The sequence below is a fragment of the Pseudomonas sp. SbOxS1 genome (assembly GCF_013416725.1).
Taxonomy (GTDB): Bacteria; Pseudomonadota; Gammaproteobacteria; order Pseudomonadales; family Pseudomonadaceae; genus Aquipseudomonas.
On record NZ_JAAVXC010000047.1, the window covers coordinates 1 to 25,878 of the forward strand.

General features: G+C 58.8%; 21 protein-coding genes. 11 read left to right on the forward strand and 10 right to left on the reverse strand.

Annotated features, from left to right (window positions below):
* The first annotated feature begins 913 nt into the window (after positions 1-913).
* Complete coding sequence (gene gorA / locus HFK74_RS29580) at positions 914-2,272, forward strand: glutathione-disulfide reductase (protein WP_180206622.1); 1,359 nt, start codon at positions 914-916, stop codon at positions 2,270-2,272.
* Here the strand turns inward: gorA and HFK74_RS29585 are convergent.
* Complete coding sequence (locus tag HFK74_RS29585; protein ID WP_180206623.1) at positions 2,269-3,282, reverse strand: DNA-binding protein; 1,014 nt, start codon at positions 3,280-3,282, stop codon at positions 2,269-2,271. The two genes, gorA and HFK74_RS29585, sit on opposite strands and share 4 nt — an antisense overlap.
* Before the next feature lie 205 nt (positions 3,283-3,487).
* Between HFK74_RS29585 and ahpC the strand changes: the two genes are divergently transcribed.
* Both ahpC and ahpF read left to right on the forward strand, forming a co-directional pair.
* Positions 3,488-4,051, forward strand: a complete 564-nt coding sequence (gene ahpC / locus HFK74_RS29590) for an alkyl hydroperoxide reductase subunit C (RefSeq protein WP_007975937.1) — start codon at positions 3,488-3,490, stop codon at positions 4,049-4,051.
* A 128-nt stretch (positions 4,052-4,179) separates the two neighbouring features.
* Positions 4,180-5,742, forward strand: coding sequence for an alkyl hydroperoxide reductase subunit F (ahpF, locus tag HFK74_RS29595; protein WP_180206624.1), 1,563 nt, complete (start codon positions 4,180-4,182; stop codon positions 5,740-5,742).
* A gap of 186 nt (positions 5,743-5,928) precedes the next feature.
* Here the strand turns inward: ahpF and gloA are convergent, their stop codons facing one another.
* On the reverse strand, positions 5,929-6,450 hold the full coding sequence (gene gloA, locus HFK74_RS29600; protein WP_180206625.1) for a lactoylglutathione lyase: 522 nt from the start codon (positions 6,448-6,450) through the stop codon (positions 5,929-5,931).
* Positions 6,451-6,588: 138 nt separating this feature from the next.
* Between gloA and HFK74_RS29605 the strand changes: the two genes are divergently transcribed.
* Positions 6,589-7,113 (forward strand): DUF4946 domain-containing protein, encoded by a 525-nt coding sequence (locus HFK74_RS29605; protein WP_180206678.1) that lies wholly within the window; start codon positions 6,589-6,591, stop codon positions 7,111-7,113.
* Positions 7,114-7,279: 166 nt separating this feature from the next.
* Here HFK74_RS29605 and HFK74_RS29610 read toward each other — a convergent pair whose 3' ends face one another.
* Positions 7,280-7,642, reverse strand: coding sequence for a histone-like nucleoid-structuring protein, MvaT/MvaU family (locus HFK74_RS29610; protein WP_008065377.1), 363 nt, complete (start codon positions 7,640-7,642; stop codon positions 7,280-7,282).
* A gap of 238 nt (positions 7,643-7,880) precedes the next feature.
* The gene (locus tag HFK74_RS29615; protein WP_180206626.1) at positions 7,881-9,413 is read right to left on the reverse strand and encodes an EAL domain-containing protein; all 1,533 of its coding nucleotides are present in this window, start codon (positions 9,411-9,413) and stop codon (positions 7,881-7,883) included.
* Between the two features lie 441 nt (positions 9,414-9,854).
* Here HFK74_RS29615 and hppD point away from each other — a divergent pair, with 441 nt between their 5' ends.
* Positions 9,855-10,931 carry a 4-hydroxyphenylpyruvate dioxygenase gene (gene hppD / locus HFK74_RS29620; protein WP_180206627.1) on the forward strand — a complete coding sequence of 359 codons (1,077 nt, stop codon included), beginning with the start codon at positions 9,855-9,857 and terminating at the stop codon, positions 10,929-10,931.
* A 150-nt stretch (positions 10,932-11,081) separates the two neighbouring features.
* Here hppD and rarD read toward each other — a convergent pair whose 3' ends face one another.
* Together rarD and HFK74_RS29630 are read right to left on the reverse strand one after the other, a co-directional pair.
* Complete coding sequence (gene rarD, locus HFK74_RS29625) at positions 11,082-11,969, reverse strand: EamA family transporter RarD (protein WP_180206628.1); 888 nt, start codon at positions 11,967-11,969, stop codon at positions 11,082-11,084.
* A gap of 201 nt (positions 11,970-12,170) precedes the next feature.
* A complete protein-coding gene (locus HFK74_RS29630) occupies positions 12,171-13,181 on the reverse strand; it encodes an aldo/keto reductase (protein ID WP_180206629.1) in 1,011 nt (336 codons plus the stop codon).
* A 169-nt stretch (positions 13,182-13,350) separates the two neighbouring features.
* Between HFK74_RS29630 and HFK74_RS29635 the strand changes: the two genes are divergently transcribed.
* From HFK74_RS29635 to HFK74_RS29655, 5 genes are all read left to right on the forward strand, one after another.
* Complete coding sequence (locus tag HFK74_RS29635) at positions 13,351-14,472, forward strand: sugar diacid recognition domain-containing protein (RefSeq protein WP_180206630.1); 1,122 nt, start codon at positions 13,351-13,353, stop codon at positions 14,470-14,472.
* Between the two features lie 113 nt (positions 14,473-14,585).
* Positions 14,586-15,728, forward strand: a complete 1,143-nt coding sequence (locus HFK74_RS29640; protein ID WP_180206631.1) for a glycerate kinase — start codon at positions 14,586-14,588, stop codon at positions 15,726-15,728.
* A gap of 356 nt (positions 15,729-16,084) precedes the next feature.
* A complete protein-coding gene (locus HFK74_RS29645; protein WP_180206632.1) occupies positions 16,085-17,641 on the forward strand; it encodes a hypothetical protein in 1,557 nt (518 codons plus the stop codon).
* Complete coding sequence (locus HFK74_RS33505) at positions 17,608-19,935, forward strand: RHS repeat domain-containing protein (RefSeq protein WP_180206633.1); 2,328 nt, start codon at positions 17,608-17,610, stop codon at positions 19,933-19,935. The genes HFK74_RS29645 and HFK74_RS33505 overlap by 34 nt, the downstream gene beginning before the upstream one ends.
* Positions 19,935-20,786: an RHS repeat-associated core domain-containing protein gene (locus tag HFK74_RS29655; RefSeq protein WP_180206634.1), complete on the forward strand. Its 852-nt coding sequence runs from the start codon at positions 19,935-19,937 to the stop codon at positions 20,784-20,786. The genes HFK74_RS33505 and HFK74_RS29655 overlap by 1 nt, the downstream gene beginning before the upstream one ends.
* A 24-nt stretch (positions 20,787-20,810) precedes the next feature.
* On the opposite strand, the gene HFK74_RS29660 is transcribed toward HFK74_RS29655, so the two are convergent.
* Positions 20,811-21,554 carry a response regulator transcription factor gene (locus HFK74_RS29660; RefSeq protein ID WP_180206635.1) on the reverse strand — a complete coding sequence of 248 codons (744 nt, stop codon included), beginning with the start codon at positions 21,552-21,554 and terminating at the stop codon, positions 20,811-20,813.
* 51 nt (positions 21,555-21,605) lie between these two features.
* On the reverse strand, positions 21,606-21,890 hold the full coding sequence (locus HFK74_RS29665) for a LuxR family transcriptional regulator (RefSeq protein ID WP_180206636.1): 285 nt from the start codon (positions 21,888-21,890) through the stop codon (positions 21,606-21,608).
* Positions 21,891-22,232: 342 nt separating this feature from the next.
* Between HFK74_RS29665 and HFK74_RS29670 the strand changes: the two genes are divergently transcribed.
* On the forward strand, positions 22,233-23,420 hold the full coding sequence (locus HFK74_RS29670) for a pyridoxal phosphate-dependent aminotransferase (protein WP_180206637.1): 1,188 nt from the start codon (positions 22,233-22,235) through the stop codon (positions 23,418-23,420).
* Positions 23,421-23,560: 140 nt separating this feature from the next.
* Here HFK74_RS29670 and HFK74_RS29675 read toward each other — a convergent pair whose 3' ends face one another.
* Positions 23,561-24,538 (reverse strand): D-glycerate dehydrogenase, encoded by a 978-nt coding sequence (locus HFK74_RS29675; RefSeq protein ID WP_180206638.1) that lies wholly within the window; start codon positions 24,536-24,538, stop codon positions 23,561-23,563.
* A 14-nt stretch (positions 24,539-24,552) separates the two neighbouring features.
* Positions 24,553-25,848: an MFS transporter gene (locus HFK74_RS29680; protein WP_008065395.1), complete on the reverse strand. Its 1,296-nt coding sequence runs from the start codon at positions 25,846-25,848 to the stop codon at positions 24,553-24,555.
* Positions 25,849-25,878: the final 30 nt, after the last annotated feature.

The window sequence follows — 25,878 nt, forward strand, 5'->3', positions numbered from 1 at the left end:
CTCTCGATGGGGCAAGAAAATCAAAAACCAAAGCAAAGCGAGGCGGCCTTAAAGCCGACTTGATTCCAGGTCTGTCCGCGATGTGATCGTTCCCACGCTCTGCGTGGGAATGCCGCCAGGGACGCTCNNGTCACAGGATGCATTCCCACGCAGAGCGTGGGAACGATCAGGTTGGGGGTAACCGGAAAGGTCAGGTCGGCTATAAGGCCGCCTCGCTTTGGCTTTAGATTTGGGTGCCCCGTTAAACCACGCTGGCCGAACGCAGGCATTGCGCAGTGGGGAAACCGGCNNCAGGGATGGCCCATCGCGGCGACCCACGGAGCAATGCCGGAGTGAGGGCATGCCGAGCCACAGCGAGGCACCGAGTGGTGGGGCAAAGCCTTTTCCTTCCTTTTTGGCGTTTGAAAAAGGGAGTCGCTGTAAGAGCGAAACCATAAGTGGCCGTTACCGCAGCAACGGATATGTACTCAGACAACCATCTCCCAGAAGCTTTGACACGGTATGGACCAACGTTGGTAGAGGTCCCGATGGAGGTCGTCACAGGTTGACGGACAGGCTCAGGGCGTGAGGGGGCAAGAAAATCAAAAGCCAAAGCAACTGCAAAGCGAGGCGGCCTGGTAGCCGACCTGATCGGGAGCCGTACCTGTAGGAGCCAGCGGTGCGGCGATCCGACTTGCCGGCGAAGAATGATAACGCGGTACAACAGACACACCGCAGCGCCTGGTTCGCGGGCAAGCCACGCTCCTACAGAAGAAGGATTGCCGTTCTAATAGATACACCGCGGTGCATGGTTTCCAGAAGGACCCAGGCTTACGGAGATTGGGCCGCGCATCGCACAGCCCGGGCATTTCAGCACAACGCTTGCTCATCGGCCGCCCGCAGGTATGCTGGTCACCTGCCGAGGAGATTGAAAATGGCCTACGATTTTGACCTTTATGTGATTGGCGCCGGTTCTGGCGGTGTGCGGGCGGCCCGGTTTGCGGCCGGCTTTGGCGCGAAAGTGGCGGTGGCCGAGAGTCGTTACCTGGGCGGCACCTGTGTGAACGTTGGCTGTGTGCCGAAAAAACTGCTGGTCTATGGTGCGCATTTCGCCGAGGATTTCGAGCAGGCTTCGGGGTTCGGCTGGAGCCTGGACGAGGCGCAGTTCGACTGGGCGACGCTGATCGCCAACAAGGATCGCGAGATCAATCGCCTCAACGGCATTTACCGCAACCTGCTGGTCAACAGTGGTGTGACGCTGCACGAAGGCCACGCCAAGATCGTCGATCCGAATACCGTCGAGATCAATGGCGAGCGCCACACGGCTAAAAACATCCTGATCGCTACCGGCGGCTGGCCGCAGATTCCCGAGATTCCCGGGCACGAGCACGCGATCAGTTCCAACCAGGCGTTTTTCCTCAAGGAGCTGCCCAAGCGCGTGCTGGTAGTGGGCGGTGGTTACATCGCCGTCGAATTCGCCGGCATCTTCCACGGCTTGGGCGCCCAGACCACGTTGCTGTATCGCGGTGAGTTGTTCCTGCGTGGCTTCGACGGTTCGGTGCGCAAGCATTTGCAGGAAGAACTGACCAAGCGCGGCATGGACCTGCAATTCAATGCCGACATCGAACGTATCGACAAGCAAGCTGATGGCAGCCTGAAAGTGACCCTCAAGGATGGTCGCCAGCTGGAGGCCGATTGCGTGTTCTACGCCACCGGTCGACGTCCGATGCTGGACAATCTTGGGCTGGAAAACACTGGGGTGAAGCTCGACAAGAAAGGCTTCGTCGAGGTGGATGACCTGTACCAGACGGCCGAGCCGTCGATCCTGGCCTTGGGCGATGTGATCGGCCGGGTGCAGCTGACGCCGGTGGCGCTGGCTGAAGGCATGGCGGTAGCGCGACGCTTGTTCAAGCCTGAACAGTATCGCCCGGTGGATTACAAGATGATCCCGACCGCGGTGTTCAGCCTGCCCAATATCGGCACGGTCGGCCTGACTGAGGAAGAAGCACGCGAAGCCGGCCACGAGGTGCAACTCTTCGAAAGCCGCTTCCGGCCGATGAAGCTGACCCTGACCGAATGCCAGGAGCGCACGTTGATGAAGCTGGTGGTGGATGCCCAGACCGACAAGGTGCTGGGCTGCCACATGGTCGGCCCGGAGGCTGGTGAAATCGTCCAGGGCCTGGCCATCGCCTTGAAGGCCGGCGCCACCAAGCGCCACTTCGACGAAACCATCGGTGTGCATCCGACGGCCGCCGAAGAGTTCGTTACCCTGCGGACACCGGTCGGCGCTTAGTCGATTCTGGCGACGTCTGGCGCTGCTGTAATGGCAGCGGCCAGGCGCACGCTTTCTTCCAGTTCTGCCCGGGTTTTCTGCAGTTCGATGTCCAGTGACTTGTTGACCTGTGCTTGTTCCTCGACGCTCTGTTTGAGCGCCTGGCTTTCCAGCATGGCCACGCGCAGGCGTTCCTGGAGGAGGGTGCGGTCGCTGTCGACGCGATTGGCCTGGTCGAACAGTTGATCCTGGCGGGTGTTGCTTTGCTTGAGCTGTTCTTGCAACAGGCTCAGCTCGCGCTGTGTGCCGCGGTTCTCGGTCAGCAGGCGTTCGTTGTCGCGGTGCAGCTGGGTGATTTCGTCCTGGCGTACCAAGGCGCTTTGTTGTGCCTGGCGCACCTCCATCTGCAGTTGCTGCACCTGGCTTTCGTGGCGGTTTTGCTCTTGCTCGCGCTGCTCCTTGACCGCATTGCGGTGTTGCTCCAGGGCATCACGGCTGTGCAGGTGTTTCTCTTCGAGCGAGCGAATCTGCTCGTCCTTGTCTTGCAGGCGCAGGTCGAAATCGGCCAATGCCTGTGTCAGCCCGGCGTTGCGGGTTTGTTCACCCTGCAGCAGGGCAAGCGTGCTTTGCAGCGCCTCGGATTCCTGGGTCAGTGCCAGGCTCTGCAGTTCATAGTGTTGCTGCAATTGGGTATTGGCTTGCTCGGCTTGTTGCAGCTGCGTTTCCAGTGCCTTGCGTTGTTGCTCGTATTCCTCGCGGGCCTGGTCAATGGGTTCCTGTGCCTGTTCCTTGAGGCGCTGCGCCAGGCGCGTTACCAACGCCAACAGCTCTTCGTCGATCGGCTCGGGTGGCGCCTCGTCGGTGTCCGGGGTGCTATCATCGAGCTCCTTCATAATGCGATGGATCGTGGTTTTCGAGCCGGTATTGCCCATTTCAATCCGTACGGCATCGATGCTGGGGTTTTCGCCACGGGCAAGGATCGCCAATCGCGCCGCTTGCACCACCTGTTTGTTCACGCCGCCACGGGCCATGGAATCTCCTAGTATTTGCTGTGTGGTACGTACCACGAAAAAGCGCATTGTACCCGTTGTGGCCGTAATTCGGTTTTCTTCTATCAATACTATTGGTTAATAGCGAAAGCCAATCAGCGGCATGAGGTTTGCCAATGAGCCAACCGTCCGTCGAGTGGGTAAAGTTCTCTCCATCAACTTCTTAACCCCTGACGGAGAGTCAACGATGCCTATCATCAACAGCCAAGTTAAACCGTTCAAAGCTGACGCATTCAAAAATGGCGACTTCGTAAAAGTCTCGGACGCTGACCTCAAGGGCAAATGGTCCGTGGTGTTCTTCTATCCGGCCGACTTCACCTTCGTTTGCCCGACCGAGCTGGAAGACCTGGCTGACAACTACGACGCCTTCCAGAAGCTGGGCGTCGAGATCTACAGCGTTTCCACCGACACCCACTTTGCCCACGCTGCCTGGCACAACACTTCGCCAGCGATCGGCAAGATCCAGTACACCATGATCGGCGACCCGACCCACGCCATCTCCCGCAACTTCGACGTGCTGATCGAAGAAGCTGGCCTGGCTGACCGTGGCACCTTCGTGATCAACCCTGAAGGCCAGATCAAGATCGTTGAGCTGAACGACGGCGGTGTTGGTCGTGACGCTTCCGAGCTGCTGCGCAAGATCAAGGCTGCCCAGTACGTCGCTGCACACCCGGGCCAGGTTTGCCCAGCCAAGTGGAAAGAAGGCGAAGCCACTCTGGCGCCGTCCCTGGACCTGGTTGGCAAGATCTAAGTCTGTGACGCGCTTCATCAGGGCGGACTCCCGCACCTTCTAAGCAAGCTGCACCGCCCAATAAAAACGCCCGGGCGAGATTCGCTCGGGCGTTTTTTTTGTCTAAAAAATTCAAGGAAATCGCCCGTATGTTGGACACCAATCTTAAAACCCAGTTGAAGTCGTACCTGGAACGGGTCACCCAGCCGATCGAGATCGTTGCCTCCCTCGACGACGGTGCGAAATCCCGGGAAATGCTCGAACTGTTGAAAGACGTTGCCAGTCTTTCCACCCAGATTACCTTGCTCGACAACGGTGATGACGCACGCAAGCCATCGTTCTCGATCAACCGCCCCGGCGCCGATATCAGCCTGCGTTTCGCCGGTATCCCGATGGGCCACGAATTCACGTCCCTGGTGCTGGCCTTGCTGCAAGTCGGCGGCCACCCTTCCAAAGCCAGTGTTGAAGTGATCGAACAGATCCGCTCGCTCAAGGGCGAGTTCAACTTCGAGACGTACTTCTCGCTGTCCTGCCAGAACTGCCCGGACGTGGTCCAGGCGTTGAACCTGATGGCAGTGCTCAACCCCAATATCCGCCACGTCGCCATCGACGGCGCGCTGTTCCAGGCTGAAGTCGATGAGCGCCAGGTCATGGCGGTACCGAGCATCTACCTCAACGGCGTGAATTTCGGCCAGGGCCGCATGGGCCTGGAAGAAATCCTCGCGAAAATCGACACCAGCGGCATCGAACGCCAGGCCGAGAAGATCAGCGCCAAGGAGGCCTTTGACGTGCTGGTGGTGGGCGGTGGTCCAGCCGGTGCCTCGGCGGCGATCTATGCCGCGCGCAAAGGCATTCGCACGGGTGTCGCGGCTGAGCGTTTTGGCGGCCAGGTGCTGGACACCATGGCCATCGAAAACTTCATCTCCGTGCAGGAGACCGAAGGGCCGAAACTGGCGGTCGCCCTGGAAGAGCACGTCAAGCAATACGACGTGGACATCATGAACCTGCAGCGCGCCGACAAATTGCTGCCCGGCAAAGCGGGCGAGCTGCACGAAGTCCACTTCGCCAGCGGCGCGAAACTCAAGGCCAGGACGGTGATCCTGGCCACCGGTGCGCGGTGGCGTGAAATGAACGTGCCCGGTGAGCAGCAGTACCGCAACAAGGGCGTGGCGTACTGCCCGCACTGCGACGGCCCGTTGTTCAAGGGCAAGCGCGTGGCGGTGATTGGCGGCGGCAACTCCGGCGTCGAAGCGGCCATCGACCTGGCCGGTATCGTGTCCCATGTCACGCTGCTGGAGTTCGACGTACAGTTGCGTGCCGATGCGGTATTGCAGCGCAAGTTGCACAGCCTGCCGAACGTGACCGTGATCACCAGTGCGCAAACCACTGAGGTGACGGGCGACGGGCAGAAGGTCAACGGCCTGCGCTACAAGGATCGCCAGAGCGAAGAATTGCGTAGCGTGGAACTGGAAGGGATCTTCGTGCAGATCGGTCTGTTGCCCAATACCGATTGGCTTAAAGGCACCATCGAGCTGTCACCGCGTGGCGAGATCATCGTCGATGCCCGTGGCGAAACATCTGTGCCTGGCGTGTTCGCTGCCGGTGACGTGACCACCGTGCCGTACAAGCAGATCGTGATCGCAGTGGGCGAGGGCGCCAAGGCTTCCCTGAGCGCATTCGACCACTTGATCCGCACCTCGGCGCCGGCATAAATCGGACGCTGAAAACACGAAACCCCATGAGTGATCATGGGGTTTTTTGTGTCTGTCACATGATCGTTCCCACGCTCTGCGTGGTAACGCCTCCTGTGACGCTCTGCGTCACGCTTTTTGGGGCGCGAAGCGTCCCGGGCTGCATTCCCACGCAGAGCGTGGGAACGATCAGTGGCAGCCGGCTTTTTATAACGGGGCAGGCTGGATGATCTCGACCCAGTAGGCATCCGGGTCCTTGATAAACGCCAGGGTCTTCATGTGGCCGTCATTCAGGCGCTTCTGGAAGTCACAGCCCAGCGCTTCGAAGCGCTCACACGCAGCGACGATATCCGGCACGGAAATGCAGATGTGGCCGAACCCGCGTGGTTCGGTATTGCCGTTGTGATAAGCGAAGTCCGCATCGTTCTCGCTGCCGTGGTTATGGGTCAGTTCGAGTATGCCGGGGATCGATTTCATCCATTGCGTACGCTCAGCGGCATCGGCCGGAATCTGGCTCTTGTCGATCAGGGCGAGGAAGTACAAGCTGAACTTCGCTTCCGGAAAATCGCGTTTCTCTACCAGCGAGAAGCCGAGAATGCGCGTGTAGAAGTCCAGGGACTTGGTGATGTCCTTGACCCGCAGCATGGTGTGGTTGAAGACGAATTGCTGGGTGGCGGTGTCGGGCTGTGCGGTCACGCCGGGGAAGGTGTTCAGTTCTTGCAGGCTCATGGGCCCTCCGGAAAATAAATGGGGCTGGCGACAATGATACGCATGGGTGGCGACATCACCAAACCCAAAGCGACTGCTATTGCCTGGCCGCCGGCCGAAGATCAAACTTCAGGGCTAACTGGCTGGGTGTTCATGGCAATGGTTCGATTGTGCAAGGCGTTGATTATCTTGAGTGGCGTGCTTTCGGTGTTTGCCCGGGCCTACGCCGATGAGCCAGTGGTGGAGTGGCCGCCGGGCTGGGAGGTCGAAGCCATTGCCCAGGGCGAGGCCGGCTCCGGTGTGAGTCGCCAGCGTGCGATCAAGAATAATGCGCAAGGCGAACCCTTGATGGTGATGGAATTGACCATGAGCCGGGTGCAAAGCGGTCATCAGGTGAACCTGGAAGCGGTGTTGCTGGAGATGCGCAAGTCGGTGCAGAAAGACTTTTTCCAAGGTGGCTATCAAAGTGTCTGCAACCGGATTCACCCGACCACGTTGAGCCGCTTGCCGGCCCTTGAAACCACTTGCACCATCACGCAGAACGGGCGGCATGTGCTGTCTCAAACATTGGTCGCCGCCGTGGATGCCGATAAGGCCTACGTACTTTCCTACGCCGGGCAGGCCGACGCTTATAAGGCCAGTCAGAATGAAATAGAGGCAGCCCGTAACGGCTTGAAACTTTAGTTGAAGGCTTCAATGAGCGCCGATTTCATGCCTGTGCCGATAGTGTTAGATAGCCAAAAGGATTAAGCACAAAGTTGCCTGGAAAGTACCGGGCAGGCTTGTCTTTAGATGCCGTCAATGAAAAAAGCCCTGCAGGTGCAGGGCTTTGTTTTTTCAGTGCGAGGGTTTAGCCGCGCAGCCAGGAATCAACGGTGGCGGCACCGTATTGTTCCTTCCAGGCCTTCAGTCCACGGTGGTTGCCGCCCTTGGTTTCAATCAGCTCGCCGGTATGCGGGTTCTGATAAACCTTGACCACGCGGGCGCGGCGGGTTTTTGGGGCGGCCTGTTGCAGACCGGATTTTGCCGGGTTCGGGTCGAGGATGGCGATAATGTCGCGCAGGCTCTTGCCGTAGGTTTTCATCAGCCCCTGGAGCTTTTCTTCGAATTCGATTTCTTTCTTGAGCCCGGCATCGTTCTTCAGGGATTCCAGCTGCTTGAGCTGCTCTTGAAGGGCCTTTTCAGCTGCACGAAATTCAGCGAGTCTGGACAATATCTTTACTCCAATAGTGTGTGTGGCTGATACCAACCGCAAACAAAGCTATAAGCCAAGAGCCTTGAAGCGACTCGGTGATAAATGGCTCACCTGCCAATCTGGTGCAGGCATGAAAAATTGTAGTAGTTAATGGATCAAGAGTAAATCATGACTTTTTCTTCATGTAACAAGAGTTGTACCTTGATTCAAATGGAGGAGGGCGGCGTGTCGTTGAATCGCTGCTAAAGGCCACTAGTTAATCATCACTTAATGCATTAATGAAGTCTGCCGCAGGCATCGGTCGGCCAAACAGATAACCTTGCAGGTAGTTCACTTTGTGGGCCGTCAGGTAGTCACTTTGCTCCGGGGTTTCCACACCTTCTGCAACCATTGCCAGGTCGAGCTTGACCGCCAGCTCGATGATGCTGTCCAGAATGTGGCTGGACAGGGTATCGATGCCGATCATGGCGACGAAGCTCTGGTCGATTTTCAGGAAGTCCACATTGAACTGGCGCAGGTAGCCGAGGCTCGAGTGGCCGGTGCCGAAGTCGTCGATGGCGATCATCACGCCAAGCTCATGCAGTTGCTCGAACAGTTGAAGGGTGATGGCCGTGGGCTCGATCAGTTTGCGCTCGGTCAACTCCAGTACCAGGTGGATGGAGCCGGGGGCAAAGGCGTCGAGGAACTGGCGGCAATCCTCGACCAGTGCAAGGTCCTGGCAATGATTGGCGGTGATATTGATGCCGACATGAAACGGCTCGTCAAAGGACGCCGACCGCGGTGCCAGCAGCCTGGCGGTTTGTTGCATGATCGAGCGGGTCATCGGCACGATCAGTCCGCAGTGTTCGGCAAACGGAATGAACAGATCGGCGCGGACCAGGCCTTCCTTGGGATGGTTCCAGCGCATCAGCACCTCGACCCCCGTGCATTTCTTGCTCTGCGCCTGCACTACTGGCTGGAAGTACGGTACGAACTCTGCCGCGTCCAGTGCGCGCTGCATCTCCAGGGTTGGCGACGACGAACGCTTTTGCAAGACGTGCCCGATCAAAGCGGAAATCACCCCGAAGAACAGCAACAAGCTGAACAGTGGCGGGTATTCGCTGCGCATGTAGCGCCACACTTCGCCTTCGGGGAAACCGGCCGTTACGCTGAAGGGATAACGCGAGGATGCCAGCCTGTTTTCTGCGACGGGGAACCTGGGTGGTTCGCCCTCGTGAAAGCTGCCGTCGGCGGACAACCAGGCAGGCCCGACCTGCAGCAACAGCAAGGTCCGACGCCCGATCAGGCGCATGAGATTACTCAGGTGGTAACCGTCCAGTGTGCTCATGGCGCCCCGTTTGCCGTCGCCGAGTCGATAAACCAGCAACGCGGTGTCGGGCGTCACGAGGTTGCCCTTCATCAACAGCAACTGGCCGTTGGCATAATCTCCAGAGGCAATTTTTTCGTGATAGTCACCGAACAATGAGCTGCAATAGATGGTGTCGTCCCACAGCAGGGTGGTCGAGCGCACGAAGGGACGCCGTGTCACCTGCTCACGCAACGCCAGGTTGACGTCAATGCAGCTCTGGCCCGCCAACGGCAACAACTCGCGCGCCGCCTGGGCGGTGTTGTCGAGCATCAGTTCGAACTGGCGAGTCGCTTCTTCGGCGGTGTGTTGGGTGCTGAGCCTGAGTACACGTTCAGCCTGCATGTAAAGAATGGCAAAACCCAGCAGGACCGGCAGCAGTCCACACAGCAAGGTCACGGCGAGCCGCATGCTGCGCGGGCGGGTGTTGGTTTTCAGTGGCATTGGCGAAACCTGTATCGATGAAGTCGGGCTATCAACGGCTGGCAGGTAGTGATGCCTCCCATGAAGCGTTCAAGTACGAGGCAGGATAGTTGGCCCCTGGCACTTACGCCCCCAAGGGTATCCCAGGCGCGGCGATGAGCGGTCATCGGGGGTAAAACAAACCCTTGCGCGTCGGGGGAAAAAGGGGATTTGATACAAGAGGCGGACAAAACGATTTACGCTGTGTAGAATCAGGTTACGCATACAATAATAATCGTCTTCTGGCAGCAGAAGCCTCGCCCTCAGAGCCTTGGGTCGACAATGAAGATATTCGGGTTTCAATTGATCTACGGTGATTTCCTCGCCCGCAGCGTGCGGGGCATCTCCTGCGCGCCACCCGCCGGTCTCAGCATTGCTAGCAACTAACATTCGTTAATTGATAAAGATGATGAGGCGCCAACCATGGCAGATTTATACGAAAACCCAATGGGCCTGATGGGCTTTGAATTCATCGAGCTCGCATCGCCGACTCCCAATACCCTGGAGCCGATCTTCGAGATCATGGGCTTCACCAAGGTCGCGACCCATCGCTCCAAAGACGTGCACCTGTATCGCCAGGGCGCGATTAACCTGATCCTCAACAACGAACCCCACAGTGTCGCCTCGTACTTTGCCGCCGAGCATGGTCCGTCGGTGTGCGGCATGGCGTTCCGGGTCAAGGATTCGCAAAAGGCCTACAAGCGCGCCCTGGAACTCGGTGCCCAGCCGATCCACATCGAGACCGGCCCGATGGAGCTGAACCTGCCGGCGATCAAGGGCATTGGTGGTGCGCCGCTGTACCTGATCGACCGTTTCGGCGAAGGCAGCTCGATCTACGACATCGACTTCGTGTTCCTCGATGGCGTTGACCGTCACCCGGTCGGCGCTGGCCTGAAGATCATCGATCACCTGACCCACAACGTGTATCGCGGTCGCATGGCCTACTGGGCTAACTTCTACGAGAAGCTGTTCAACTTCCGCGAAATCCGCTACTTCGACATCAAGGGCGAATACACCGGCCTGACTTCCAAGGCCATGACCGCGCCGGACGGCATGATCCGCATCCCGCTGAACGAAGAATCGTCCAAGGGCGCCGGGCAGATCGAAGAGTTCCTGATGCAGTTCAACGGCGAGGGCATCCAGCACGTGGCGTTTCTCAGCGATGACCTGCTCAAGACCTGGGATCACCTGAAAAGCATCGGCATGCGCTTCATGACCGCGCCACCGGACACCTACTACGAAATGCTCGAAGGCCGTTTGCCCAACCACGGCGAGCCGGTGGGCGAGCTGCAGGCGCGTGGCATCCTGCTGGACGGTTCGTCCGAGGCGGGCGACAAGCGCCTGCTGCTGCAGATCTTCTCGGAAACCCTGATGGGGCCGGTGTTCTTCGAATTCATCCAGCGCAAAGGGGATGACGGATTCGGTGAAGGCAACTTCAAGGCGCTGTTCGAATCCATTGAGCGCGATCAGGTGCGTCGTGGTGTGTTGTCCACCGACTAAGCCGATTCAGATGTAAAGAAGCCCGATCTGCATCCATGCAGATCGGGCTTCTTCGTTTTTGCCCTTGTAGGAGCAAGGCTTGCCCGCGATGAACGATAACGCGGTTCAGCAGGTTTACCGCAGCGCGTCCATCGCGAGCAAGCTTTGCTCCTACATTGGTTTGCGGCGTTGTCGAACCAGATGCTTGAACCCTTCGAACACCAACACCACTACCGCCATCCAGATAGGAATATAGGTCAGCCATTCCCCGGGCTTGATGCTTTCCCCCAGCAACAACGCCACACCCAGCAACAGCACCGGCTCCACGTAGCTCAATAACCCGAACAGGCTGAACGGCAGCAAGCGACTGGCGATGATGTAGACCACCAGCGCCGAAGCGCTGATCAGGCCCAGCAGGGGGATCAGCCACGCCAATGCCGGGTGCTGGTCGAAGACGCCGAAGCCTTGTTCGCCGCTGCGCACGAACCAGTACGCGATCGGCAGCATCAGGGTCATGTCCACCCACAGCCCGCCGAGGTTGTCAGTCTTCAACCACTTGCGCACCACGAAATACAGCGGATAACCCACGACCACCACCAGTGTCGCCCAGGAGAAACCGCCTACCTGATACAGCTCATTGACCACACCCAGGCTTGCGAAGAACACCGCGACCTTTTGCAGGTACGACAGGCGTTCGCCGTAGGCGATGCGCCCGGTCAGCACCATGGCCAGCGGCAACAGGAAATAGCCCAGCGACACATCGAGGCTGTAGCCATTGAGCGGTGCCCACATGAACAGCCAGAGCTGAACGCCCAGCAACGCCGCCGAGACGAACAGGATGCCGATCAACTTTGGTTGGGCGCTGAACCGACGTAGCAGATCGACCACGCGCCGCCATTCCCCCGACACCACCATGAACAGGGTCATGCACGGCACGGTCAACAGCATGCGCCAGCCGAAAATCTCCACGCCGCTCAACGGCTTGAGCAGTGAGGTGTAGTAATACATGACGGCAAACAGCACAGAGGCCGAAACCGATAAAGCGATACCTTTTGACAAGCTGTCCTCGCGAGGTTGAACGTAAAACCGGGTGCGGAGGATACGTGGTTTTTGTGCTGAATATTGGCCGGATGATCAATATTTACAACATCCCTTGTAGGAGCGAGCCTGCTCGCGATAGCGGTCTTTCAGTCAACATCTCTGTTGAATGTAGTACCGCTATCGCGAGCAGGCTCACTCCTACAGTGGCTTGGTGTTACTTCAGCTGTACGGTGTGCGGCCAGGAACGAAATGGCTCACATCATTGAACCCCGGCGTCGACGCATGCCCCGGTGTCACCAGCGAATCGATGAAGGCTTCATCCTCAGCCGTAATCTGCACCGCCTGCGCCTTGGTGTAGGCATCCCACTGTTCTTCAGTACGCGGGCCGACAATGGCCGACGTCACAGCGCTGTTGTTCAGCACCCAGGCGATGGCGAACTCGACGATACCCACGCCGCGCTCCTGAGTGTATTGCGCAATTTTCTGCGCAATGCGCAAGGACTCGACGCGCCATTCGGTTTCCAGGATGCGTTTGTCGGCGCGTCCTGCACGGCTGTTGGCATCCGGCTTGGCGTCCGGCGCGTACTTGCCGCTGAGCACGCCGCGCGCCAACGGACTGTAGGGCACCACCCCGAGGCCGTAGTTTTGCGCGGCAGTGAGCTGTTCGGTTTCCGCCTGGCGGTTGACGATGTTGTACAGCGGCTGGCTGATCACCGGCCGGTCGACACCGAGCTTGTCGGCCACGCGAATCACCTCGGCGATGCGCCAGCCACGGTAATTCGACAGGCCCCAATAGCGGATCTTGCCCTGGCGAATCAGGTCGCCAATGGCCGACACCGTGACCTCCAGCGGCGTGTTGTGGTCTTCGCGGTGCAGGTAATAAATGTCCAGGTAGTCGGTACCCAGGCGCGTCAGGCTGGCCTCGATGCCGTTGAAGATGTGCTTGCGACTCAGGCCGCTGCGGTTCGGCACACCGTCCACCGGGCCGAAACCGACCTTGGTGGCCAACACCCATTCCTGGCGGCGACTGGCAATGGCCTCGCCGACGATCTCTTCGGACCGGCCGTTGGTGTAGACGTCGGCGGTGTCGATGAAATTGATGCCCTGGTCCCAGGCCTTGTCGATGATGCGCAGGGAATCTTCGGTATTGGTCTGCTCGCCAAACATCATGGTACCCAGGGTCAGGGTGGACACCTGCAGGCCCGAGTGGCCCAGCGTGCGATAGCTCATGGGGAAATCCTTTTGCCGGAGGGAAAGGCTCAATCAAATACCAGAATGGCACAGCGGGGCAAACGCTCTGTGACAGGCTGGCGTTCTTTATCATGATTTCTTGCGATGCACAGGGTAACGTTGATCGCCCAATGAGTTTCGACCACCCCACGTTTCAAGGAACCCCGCTATGTTCGAACTCGATCACGACCTGGCCCAGGACATCGTCGACCGGGCGATGGCCATCCTGCCGTACAACGTCAATGTCATGGACAGCCAGGGATTGATACTTGGCAGCGGCGAACCGGAACGCGTCAACACCCGGCATGAAGGCGCGCAACTGGTGTTGGCCAACGGCCGCGTGGTGGAGATCGACGCGCAGACCGCGATCCACCTCAAGGGTGTGCAGCCGGGTATCAACCTGCCGCTGATGCTCGACCAGCGCTTGATCGGCGTACTCGGCCTTACCGGCGAGCCCGAGCAATTGCGCACCTACGCCGCGCTGGTGCGCATGACCGCCGAGATGCTGGTGGGCCAACGCAACCAACAGGTCGAACAGCAATGGCGGCGCCAGCGTTGCGATGACCTGCTGGCGTTGCTGCTCAGCGACGGCGGCAGCTCGCCGCGACTGATCGACGAAGCGCAACAGCTCGGGCTCAAGCCGCACCTGACGCGGGTGCCTTGCCTGTTCGAGTTGGGCGTGGAGAAGGGGCCGGGGCACACCGTCGAAGCGCTCAGTGCCTGGCTGACAAGTCGTTACCCGGACAGCTGGTGCGTGAGCTCGGCCAAGACTTCGTTGTTGTGGTGCCGACCGGCGAACCAGGCCGTGGAGAACGAGCGACTGCTGGAAAAACTCGATGGCCTGGGCTGGAACATCCTGCGCATGGCCGTGGGCGGGCAGGCGGATGGGCTGCCGGGGTTGCGTCGAGGCTATCATCGGGTCGGCGACTTGCTGGCCTATGGGCGCGACGTGTTGCCCCAATCCCGCTTGCTATCGCTTAACCGCTATCGGCTGCCGGTGTTGCTGTGGCGCCATCGCAACGACGATGCACTGGACGAGCTGCTCAACCCATTGCGTAAAGTCATCGCCAGGGACAACAACGGCCAACTGCTGGCGACCCTGCGCAGTTGGTGTGAGCACGATGGCCAGAGCCAGGCCTGCGCCGATGCGCTGGGCATTCATCGCAACAGTTTGCGTTACCGGATGGAGCGGATTGCCGAGCTCAGTGGCGTTGATCCACTGAAGCTGGACGGGATGCTCGCCCTCTACCTTGGCGTGCAGTTGCTGCCCCAGGCAGACACCCCTGCGTGAGCCCCGGGTTTTGTGGAAATGAACAATAATCCCCAGTGCCGCTTGTGCAGCAGCCTGGCGTTATTGTTCATGGCGGCTGGCAGCATGGGTGGCATTGGAACTGGAGAACCCCCATGAAAATCGTCATTGCCCCCGATTCGTTCAAGGACAGCCTCAGCGCTCAAGGCGTCGCCGATGCCATTGCCCTGGGCTTGGCAGAGGTCTGGCCTGAAGCGCAATTAGTCAAATGCCCGATGGCCGACGGCGGGGAAGGAACGGTCGAGTCGGTGCTGGCGGCCTGCAATGGCCAATTGCGCCGGACCCCGGTGCGTGGGCCTCTCGGTGCAACGGTGAATGCAGCCTGGGGCTGGTTACCCCACAGTCACACCGCGATCATCGAAATGGCCGAAGCCAGCGGTTTGCAGTTGGTGCCGGTCGAACAGCGCGATGCGTGCGTCACTAGCACCTACGGCACCGGTGAGCTGATCCGCGCCGCACTCGATGCCGGGGCGCAGCGCATCATTCTGGCCATCGGCGGCAGTGCCACCAACGACGGCGGTGCGGGGGCGATGCAAGCCTTGGGTGTGGAGCTGTTAGACGCTCAGGGCCAGCGCCTGGCAGCAGGTGGTCTCGCACTCGCGCAACTGTTTCGCATCGACCTGAGCAACATCGATCCGCGTGTGACGCAGGTGCGTTTCGACATTGCGGCGGACGTCAACAATCCACTGTGTGGCGCTCACGGGGCCTCAGCGATTTTCGGCCCGCAAAAGGGTGCCTCAGCCGAGCAGGTCGAACTGCTCGATCACGCCCTCGGACACTTTGCCGATCACTGCGCCAGCGCCTTGGACAAGGATGTGCGCGACGAACCGGGCAGCGGCGCGGCGGGCGGCCTGGGGTTTGCCGCCAAGGCGTTCCTGGGGGCGCAGTTCAAGGCCGGGGTTGAAGTGGTCGCCGAGCTGGTTGGCCTGGCCGATGCGATCAAAAATGCCGACCTGTTGATCACCGGCGAAGGGCGTTTCGACGCACAAACCCTGCGCGGCAAAACTCCGTTCGGTGTGGCGCGTATTGCCCGGGAACAGGGTGTGCCCGTCATCGTCATCGCCGGCACGCTGGGCGAGGGGTACCAGCAATTGTATGCCCACGGCATCGACGCTGCGTTTGCCTTGGCAAGCGGGCCGATGACACTGGCACAGGCGTGTGCCGACGCACCGCGATTGTTGCGTGAACGGGCGACAGACATTGCTCGGCTGTTGCGGATGGCCTCCCCCAAACACTGAGCTCCTGTTGTGATGGGATTTCCTGTGGCGAGGGGATAAATTCTCTCATCACAGTCAATCCATTCACCGTAAGGGAAGGGCTACTCAGGCAGATCGATTTCATCCAGCACCCGGTTCGCCGTGATCTTCGCCCCCAATTCATTCCCGGCAATACATGCTGTACAGATCACCACCTGTCAACTTTGACAGTATCGCACTTTTTAAAAGCTGTGTTTACTTCGCTCAGGCTGTATCAGCCCTGCAGCGCGACAGCGGCCTTTGCGCAGTACCTGAGCCATGAGTCGAACTGCCAGAACATGATTTGACGGCCATGGAAACGTCCGTGGCTGAATTCAATCGGTCGTGGAGAGATAACGATGGCAAGTTCATTCAAAGAGCAACGCCTCACGGCGCAGCAGGTGCGCGATAACTACCGTCTAAAGTTCGGCAGAGTTGCAGATCCGTTGCTCAAGGCAGTTATCGTGGACGCAATACCCGGCGACGTGGATGGTTTGATGCCCATCGAGAAAATAGGTACGGCGTTAAAAGTGCTGATTCCATTATGGACTGACCGCACGGAATTTGATGGCTTCCCGGACAAGCTGGTGCTTGAGTATTATCATTCGGGTTTGCCCGATTTCATACCGCTGGGCCCTGAAGAAGACATCGATTATACCGTTCCTGATGGCGATTTTCCGCTCCCGCGTGAGATCCCCTTGGATATTTTCAGAAGTTTCGAGGGTACACTCCAGTTCAGGTATCGAGTAACCAGCTGGAACTCTGACCAGCGCCAAGCACCTGAGACGCCTATTACCATTGACAGAACGGGGCCTATCAGACCGGAATCCCCCAAAGCTATTGATATTGTCAAACCGCTTATTACTGACAAGGTTTTAGCCGACGATGGCGGTGTGAAATGTGTTGTTCCGGATTTCGTGGAGAATAAAAAAGATTTTGTCAAAGTGGCTGTCGGCTGGATGTCAACGTTACCCGAGGATGAATCCGAATTCCCTGACCTGGTGGCTTTTTTTGATCTGCTGCCTTCCACTCGGGAAATACTGGTGCCCGCAAGATTTATTATAAACATTGGGTCGAATACGCATTATGTGGTGTACTTCCTGTACGACAAGGCGTTTAATCGCAGTGAAATGTCGTTACCGAGAAGTGTCCAGGTGGCCCTGGGCGAACTACCCTCGGCGTTGTTACCCTGTACCGTGCCGCTGGCAGCTGATGGCCTGATTGATCGGGCTGACGCCGCGTTTCCGACCACCGTTCAGATTGAGCAATACACCGGCTGGGACAGGAATGACGGACTGGTAATCCAGTGGGGTACCAAGTTGTTGGCCCGAACCTCGGTGGGTGCCCATCTACCATTCCCGCTGCAAATTCACATGCCTTGGTTGCATATGCGGGAAGAGTACGATTTTACTTCGACCACCTATGTCCAGGCTGTGGATGTGGACTATAGCGTATACCGCGGCGATTACCCGACACCTTCGCCAGGCAAAATTTCTGTCAATACCAACTTCGCCATTGCCGGGCCGGATAATCCGGATCCTGAGCCAATCAACCCCGATTTGAAGCTGATTGTTTTCGAGAGTTCCGAAGGCAGTGACAAGGAACTTACACCGGATGACTTTGGCAAGCCGGCGACGGGGCATATAGCACTATTTGATACTCCGGCGCCGGTGATTGGTGATGCGCTGACACTTTACTACAACGGTAACGCGGTCAGCCCGCCTTATGTGATCAAGGCGGGAGACGGGGCGGGTACGGTTATTCCAATTACGATTCCGTGGGTCGTTATCGAGCCTTACCAGGTCATGGATGATTTGCCGATGTACTACACCCTGACGCGCCCGGGCATGGTGTTCGGGTCGCACTGCGTGACGAGACGCTCGTGCGTGTCGGCGATGGCAAGCAGCAGCAACTGAGCGCCTACCAGTACATCAATCAACCGGACAACCTTTTCGAGCACGGCAGAAAGTTGCAGGACAGCGTCACGCTCAACGATAAGACAACGACAACCGCATACGTTTACAGCAAGACCCGCAATGTCCGAAACGGTGAGACCGTCCTGCACACCATCACGACCCTGATCGGTTTTGACGGCGAGAAAAAGGTATTCACGCTGGAACATTTGCTGCGCAATGGCGATCCACTGCTCAACCGTGACGACAACGACGTGGAAATTGCCTACGAGTATGACCTGCTCAGTCGCGTCACCAGGGAAACCGTGGCACCAGCAACGCCTTACGAAGCAAGCCGCAGCTACACCTACACGCTGTCCAGCACAGTCGACAAACAGGCGCGGCAATCCGCCTGTGATGTGAAGGGGGTCACCACCACTACCTGGGTGGATGGTTTCAATCGGGTCATCCGGGAGACCCGGCAGGATGCCGACGCGCCGGGTTTTGATGCTGCCGCGGATCCCCGCGACATTTACGCAGCCACTTACGATAACCGTGAGCAATTGCTCAGTGAAACCCTTATCGACTGGGAAGGTCCAAAGGATGTGCACCTGGCCAGCCATTTCAAATACGACAACTGGGGCACGCAGTGCAGCGTGAACCGGCCCGATGGTGTCGAGGAACACGAGTTCACCGACCCCGTCCTGCGAACCACCACGCAATGGCTCGAAGTCGAGGGCAAGGCCATCACGGGCAAGACGGTGACGCTCAACAATCTCTTCGACAAGCCCGACAGCATCAAGCGCTACTTGAGCGGCGTCGATCCGACCGCTCCCGGCGCCCCGTGGTACAGCGAGCATACCTACGGCTACGACGGTATCGGCCGGACCGCGGAAGAACATGACGCCGTCGGTAACAGAACGGCTTACGAATACGATGTATTCGATCGCATGATTAAAACCGTGCTGCCGGACTACAACGAGGTCGCCCGGGAGTATGCGGCGCACAGTAGTGAAGACTTGCCAGTGACGATCAGTGTCAACGGAGTAGAACTGGGGACCCAGGCGTTCGACGGCCTCGACCGCATGACCGTGTCGGTGACCGGCGGTCGCAGAAGCGAATATCGCTTCGATCCGGGGCAGCAACAGCCTAAAAGCGTGCTGCGTCCCAGCGGCGTGGAAACGGCGTATCTCTATCGGCCTGAACTGGGCGAGGACCCGGAACGACGGATCGCCACCGAGAGTACCGCGGTCTACACGTACGACCCGCAAAACGCGCGCCTGCGCACCACCAGTGAAGTCGATGAAAACGGCGTCACACATCTGCTCGAACGCGAATACTTCAGCACCGGCGAAATCAAGAGCGAGCGCCGGGGACAAACGGGTGAAGAGTCACGTGTCATGTATTACCAGTACAGTCGGCAGGCGCGACTGCTCAGCTACATCGATGTACTCGGACAGACCCAGGGTTATGAGTACAACCCGCGTGCGCAGTTAGTGACAACACGTCTGGGAGCTACTGAATCGACCTTCACCTACGATGACCTGGCGCGAGTCGCAACGATCACGACCGTCGATGGCGCACAGGCACTGCAGACCCGTCTTGAGTACGACGACTTCGGCAGGGAAGTGTTGCGCACATTCGATCTGGGCCAAGGTATCGTTCAGACACTGAGCCAAGTTTATGACGAAGTCGACCGGTTGATTAATCGAGTATTGAAACAAGGCTCGGAAGTCTTGCGTGACGAGAGCTACGCCTATGACGAGCGCGGGCGTCTGGTGGACTACAACTGCAGCGGTAGCGAGTGCCCTGTCGACCCCTACGGAAAAACCATCAAGAGCCAGTTATTCGGCTTTGATGCCCAGGACAACATCACTTACCTGGAGACGACATTCGAGGGCGGACGCCATTCGATCTATTTCGAGTATGAGAACGCTGATGATCCATGCCAGTTGACTGGCCTCACCAATGAGTTGGTGCCTCCTCGCCCGGGTGATCCTGTCTATCCGTCCAGACTTGACTTCCCCTATGACGCAGAAGGCAATCTGTTAAAAGATGAAATGGGCCGTATCCTGGGTTATGACAGCCTCAGTCGCCTGGTCAGCGTCAGCGCCTTACCTGGCGAAACAGCCATCGGCTACGATCACGACTCCTTGGACACGCTGAGGGGAACCAGCGCTGGGGGCGCCGATGAGAGAAGGTTTTACCAGGGAGGGGAGCTGGCAACCCTCCTACAGGATTCTGACAGCACCAGTATCCTTCGAGTGAAAAATATTTTGCTCGCCGAGCAACAGGAAGGTGCCCGCCCAAAGTCCTGATGCTGGCCAGTGACGACAAGAACAGTGTGATGTTCGAGGTTGATTCGGGAGATCGCCAGGACATTGCCTACTCACCGTACGGACATTCTGTGGCTGGCTCGGGCGCTTTGGGGTACAACGGCGAGCTGCGTGAAGCGCGAACCGGCTGGTATTTGTTGGGGAATGGATACCGGGCATTCAATCCGTTGTTAATGCGGTTTCATAGTCCGGATAGTTGGAGTCCGTTTGGGGCGGGAGGGTTGAATACGTATATGTATTGTTTGGGAGATCCTGTCAGGCATAAGGATGAAACGGGGCATATGGTTAATCCTGCAAAGACACTAAGCTGGATTAAACAAGCGAAGTTAGATGCGGCAGCAGAAGTGGCCGGTACGGCATTCAGTAGTGCCGCTACGGGTACAAGAACAGTGGCGACAACAGTCGGTGAGGCAGTTGAAAGTACAAGTAGGTCAAAGGGGTTTTCTCGCCAAATCGACAATGTAAGCCGCGTTGCACCTCCTACACCCGAAAAGCCTCCAACTCTACCACCGAAACAAAAGTCATCTGCGGTTCCTAGTGTCAATTCTGGAAAAGCCCCAATCTATGAAAATTATAGCATTCCGAGTACCTCGAAAAATCTCCAGAAAAACAATGCTAATGTAGTAAAGGCTAAGAGTGCGAATGATGTTCAGTTGAAAAAAATGCAAGTAGAAAAGGATCAGGTTGATAGTGGAATTAAAGAGCTTAATGCTGTTAGGAGGCGCACTAAAGAGTGGGAGGATGAAATTACAGGCTTGAGACAAACCAGCAGTGACTTGAATGTTCTGATAAAGGATCTGAGGCAAAATGGAGCCGGCACTGCGCGAAGATGAATTTGTTGTGTTCAATCTCCGCCATTAGCTGATTAATCCACTCACCCGTGCAAACTCCACCAACCCACCGTCATGGCCAAGTCCCAACTTGTCCATGGCGGTGCGTTTTTGCCGGCTGATGGTTTTTTCGCTGCGGTTCAGTTGCGCGGCAATCTGTCGTCCGGACAGTCCCTGGGCAAATAACCGGACCACTTCGATTTCCCGGTTCGAAAGGTTCACCGAAGGTGCGCTGAAACCAGAGGCAGGCAAGGACTGGATATCGAGGATCTCGGCAAAAGTGGGGCAAAGGTATCGACGTCCTTTGGCGACGGCGATTACCGCCCGTTTCACCTCGTTCAAGGCGCTGCGCTTATCGAACAGACCATTCACCCCAATGTTGAGCAGTGCTTGCAATAAAGACGGGTTGCGCAACATGGTCACTACAATCAGGGGCCGCGGGGCAAAGTGCCGTTTGAGGTAACCCATCAATGCCAGTCCATCGGGAAGCCGTCCATAAGGCATCGCGTAGTCGCTGATCACCAGGTCACAGGGCGTGCGCTGCAGATGATGGATCAGCTCATCGGCATTTTCGGCCTTTGCGACCACTGAGCAGGTGGGATCGGCAAAGGAGGAGAGAGCCATTTCGATGCCGGTCAGCACGACCGGGTGATCGTCGGCAATGATGATTCGCAGCGCTTTTTTCGGGCGGTGCCCATGGGACACTGGCGTATCGTCACAGGCACTGGCGAGGTCTAGCAGTTGCGATCGAGGTGCGGGGTCCGGGTTCATGAAAAGTCTCAACAGGGGTCAATGACAGGCCGACCGCTGCGCAGACGTGGTTCAAGGTGCCTGGATCAGACCTCGTTCCAGCGCCATCACCATGGCGATCCAGCGCGACCTCACGCCGAATTTTCGGCGGATATTGCAAAAGTGGTAGTTCACACCCGCCTCGGTGCATTGGACGATCTGCGCGATTTCCCAGGACGATTTACCAATGGCGGTCCACTGTAAAAGCTCCTTTTCCCGAGCCGTCAGCTTGATCGCTTTAGGGGGTGGGCACTCTTGTGGCTGGAAACTGGCCTGGGCGGGCGTTGATCGAGCCGATACGTTACTGGCACGGTACATAGTTGAATCTCCCATTCATCATCATTGACGGCGTGGGCGCGGCGGAATCTTCCTACAGCTTGATGGCATGGTTCGCGCGGCCGTCCTTCAGGCACCTGGTTTGAGGGCTGGAGGCTCGGTTTCCTTATAGCGCGAATCACCCTGCTTGGAACCTGTCACAAATTACAGGTGGTGAACTTTAATCGGACTCCAGGGAATTGGCTGTCAGCAAAGGAACCCAGGGTTGTAGGAGATATCGCTGATTTTCCGTCGCCAATCCGTTCGTCGATTTCACGGCGGTAGTGGCGCGTAGCGCGATTTGAGATAGGGTTGACTCAGGAACTCGCGCGATTGGAGAAATACATGCGCTATTCAGGTTTGACCCAACGCATCGCCGGTGAAGGCGCCGCGGCCTGGCAGATTCATGACCGCGCGCTGCAAATGCGCAAACAGGGTGTCGACGTACTGCTGCTGTCCGTCGGCGACCCGGATTTCGATACACCCAGACCCATCGTCCAGGCCGCCATCGACAGCTTGCTGGCCGGCGACACCCACTACTCGGAGGTGCGCGGCAGCCGGGGTTTGCGCGACAGCATTGCCCACCGGCATCGGCGTCGCAGTGGCCAGGTGGTGGATGCCGACCATGTGATCGTGATGCCCGGCGCGCAATGCGCGGTGTACTCGGTCGCGCAGTGCCTGCTTGATCCGGGGGACGAGGTGATCGTCGCCGAGCCGATGTACGTGACCTATGAAGGCGTGTTCGGCGCGTGCGGGGCCACAGTGGTGCCGGTGGCGGTGCGCCCGGAGAACGGCTTTCGGGTCGATCCGGCGGATGTGGCGGCGCGCATCACCCCCAGGACCCGGGCGCTGCTGCTCAACAGCCCGAACAACCCCTCCGGCGCCAGTTTGTCGCTGATGATCTGGCAGGAGCTGGCCTTGCTGTGTGTACGCCACGACCTGTGGTTGATCAGCGACGAGGTCTACGGTGACCTGCTGTACGAGGGCGAACACATCAGCCCGGCCAGCCTGCCGGGCATGGCCGAGCGCACCGCGACCATCGACAGCCTGTCCAAATCCCACGCCATGAGCGGCTGGCGCGTGGGTTGGGTGATCGGACCGAAACGCTTGAACGACCATCTGGAGCATCTGTCGTTGAGCATGCTGTTCGGCATTCCGGAGTTCGTTCAGAGGGCGGCGCAGCTGGCACTGGATGCAGACTTGCCGGAGGTGGCAATGATGCGCGAAGAATATCGTCAGCGCCGCGACCTGGTGTGTGCGCGCCTGAACCAATGCCCGGGCATTCGCGCCATTCGGCCGGACGGCGGGATGTTCGTGCTGGCCGACGTGCGTCAGACCGGGTTGTCCGCCCAGCATTTCGCCGAGCGGCTGCTGGAGGGGTATGGCGTGTCGGTGCTGGCAGGTGATGCGTTCGGGCCGAGTGCGGCGGGGCATATCCGCATCGGGTTGGTGGTGGATCAGCGCAAACTGGCGGATGCCTGTCGGCGGATTGCGTTGTGTGCGATGGACCTGCTGGAAGCGCGGCGGGCCTGACAGGTTTGTGTCGTGCGGACCGGCCCCTTCGCGGGCAAGCCCGCTCCTACAATTGATCGCATTTCAACTCGGTCAAATGTGGGAGCGAGCCGGCTCCGGGCGGCGTTCCGACGATAGCTATCTGACAAACACCAAATCCCTCAAGCGTTCCACGCCCGCTCGTTCACCAGATTCTTAGGCCGTTCACCCGCCAACGCCGCCAACAGATTGTCCACCGCACACCGGGCCATCGCCTCTCGGGTCTCATGGGTCGCCGAGCCCATGTGCGGCGTTGCCACCACGTTGTCCATCTGCAACAACGGCGAGTCGAGGTTAAGCGGCTCACGCTCGAACACATCCAGCCCCGCCGCGCGAATCTGCCCCGCACGCAAGGCGTCGATCAACGCCGCTTCATCCACCACCTTGCCCCGGGAGATGTTGATGAAGATGGTTTCGGGGCGCATCAGCGCAAACTGTTCAACACCGATCAACCCTTCGGTTTCAGCGGTCAGCGGCAAGGTCAGGCACACGAAGTCCGCCTGCTGCAACAGCTCGCCAAGGCTGCGGTATTGCGCATTGAAACGCTTCTCGACCGCCGGTTTCGGCGAGTGGCTGTGGTAGATCACCGGCATGCCGAAACCGAAATGCCCACGCTGGGCGAGTGCCTCGCCGATGCGGCCCATGCCGATGATGCCCAAGGTTTTGCCGTGCACGTCGCTGCCGAAATGCGCGGGGCCCAGGTTACGCCTCCATTGTCCAGCGCGAACCATGTTCGCCAGTTCCACCACGCGTCGGGCGGTCGCGAGGATCAACGCAAAACCGGTATCGGCGGTGGTTTCGGTGAGGACGTCCGGCGTGTTGCTCAGCAGGATGCGGCGCTCGGTCAGGTAGTTGATGTCGTAGTTGTCGACGCCCACCGAGACACTGGCGATGGCTTCAAGATGGGGCGCCAGGTCGAGTAGTTCGGCATCCAGCTTCAAGCTGGCACCGAGCAAGCCGTGGGCGCGGGGCAGGGCATCGCGCAATCGGGCCAGGCCATCGGCGTCGAGGTTTTCGATCAGCGTCACTTCGGCCTGCTCGTGCAAGCGAGCCATCAGCAGCGGCGAGAGTTTCTTGTACAGAACAACCTGCTTTTTCATTGTCGTCATCCAGTTCAGGAATGTGCAGCGGTGCGGGTTAATGCGACCGTGGGCCGCTCCCGGTCACTGGCGCCGGGCTTGAGGAAAATCGTCAGCACCACCGAGAGCATCAGCGCGCCGCTCATCAACAGGTAAGACGCGCCGGGCGAGCCGGTGGAGCTGTTCAGGTAGCCGACCAGGTAGGAACCGCCGAACGAACCGAGGGCGCCCATGCTGTTGATCAGCGCCATGGCGCCGCCGGCGACGTTGGCCGGGAGGATCTCCGGGATGATCGCGAAGAACGGCCCGTAAGGTGCGTACATGCAGGCACCGGCAATCACCAGCAGGGTGTAGGACCACCAGAAATGCTCGGCGCCCAGGGCGTAGGAGCCATAGAACGCGAACGAGGCGATCAGCAGCGGCGGCCAGACGAAGCGTTTGCGCTTTTGCAGTTTGTCCGAGCCCCAGGACACCAGCAGCATGCCGATCACCGCCGCCAGGTAAGGCAACGCCGACAGCCAGCCGGCCTGCACCATGTCCATCTGTGCACCGGCCTTGAGGATCGAAGGCAGCCACAGCACGAAGCCGTAGACGCCGATGCTCCAGCAGAAAAACTGCAGGGCCAGGATGATGACTTTCGGCGATCGGAAGGCTTCGGCGTAGTTCTTCACCGCCTTGATGCCGACCTGTTCGGCGGCCAGGGCGCTTTCCAGGTCCTGCTTTTCCTGGTCGTTGAGCCACTTGGCCTGGGACGGACGATCATCGGCCAGGCGCCACCAGATGAAGGCCCAGAGCACCGCCGGCAGACCTTCGACGATGAACATCCAGCGCCAACTGTAATGCTGCACCAGATACCCCGAGACCACCGACATCCACAGCATGGTCACCGGGTTGCCGAGGATCAGGAAGGTGTTGGCCCGCGAGCGTTCGGCGCGGGTGAACCAGTGGCACAGGTAGATCAGCATCGCCGGCATCACCGCGGCCTCGACCACGCCGAGCATGAAGCGGATGACGATCAGCCAGTAGGCATTGGAGACAATCCCGGTCAGGGTCGCCAGGCTGCCCCAGAGAATCAGGCTGACGAAAATCAGCTTCTTCACGCTATGTTTCTGGGCGTAGATTGCGCCCGGTACCTGGAAGAAAAAGTAGCCGAGGAAGAACAGCGCGCCGAGCATGGATGACAGGCCCGGAGTGATCATCAGGTCGGCGGCCATGCCGGAGGCGGCGGCGAAGCCGTAGTTGGCGCGATCCAGATACGCCAGGCTGTAGGTGATGAACACGATGGGCATGATGTACCACCAGCGGCGGGTGGCGAGCGTTGCGGTTTTCATGGTGGTGCTCCTGAGCTTGTTGTTTTTGTC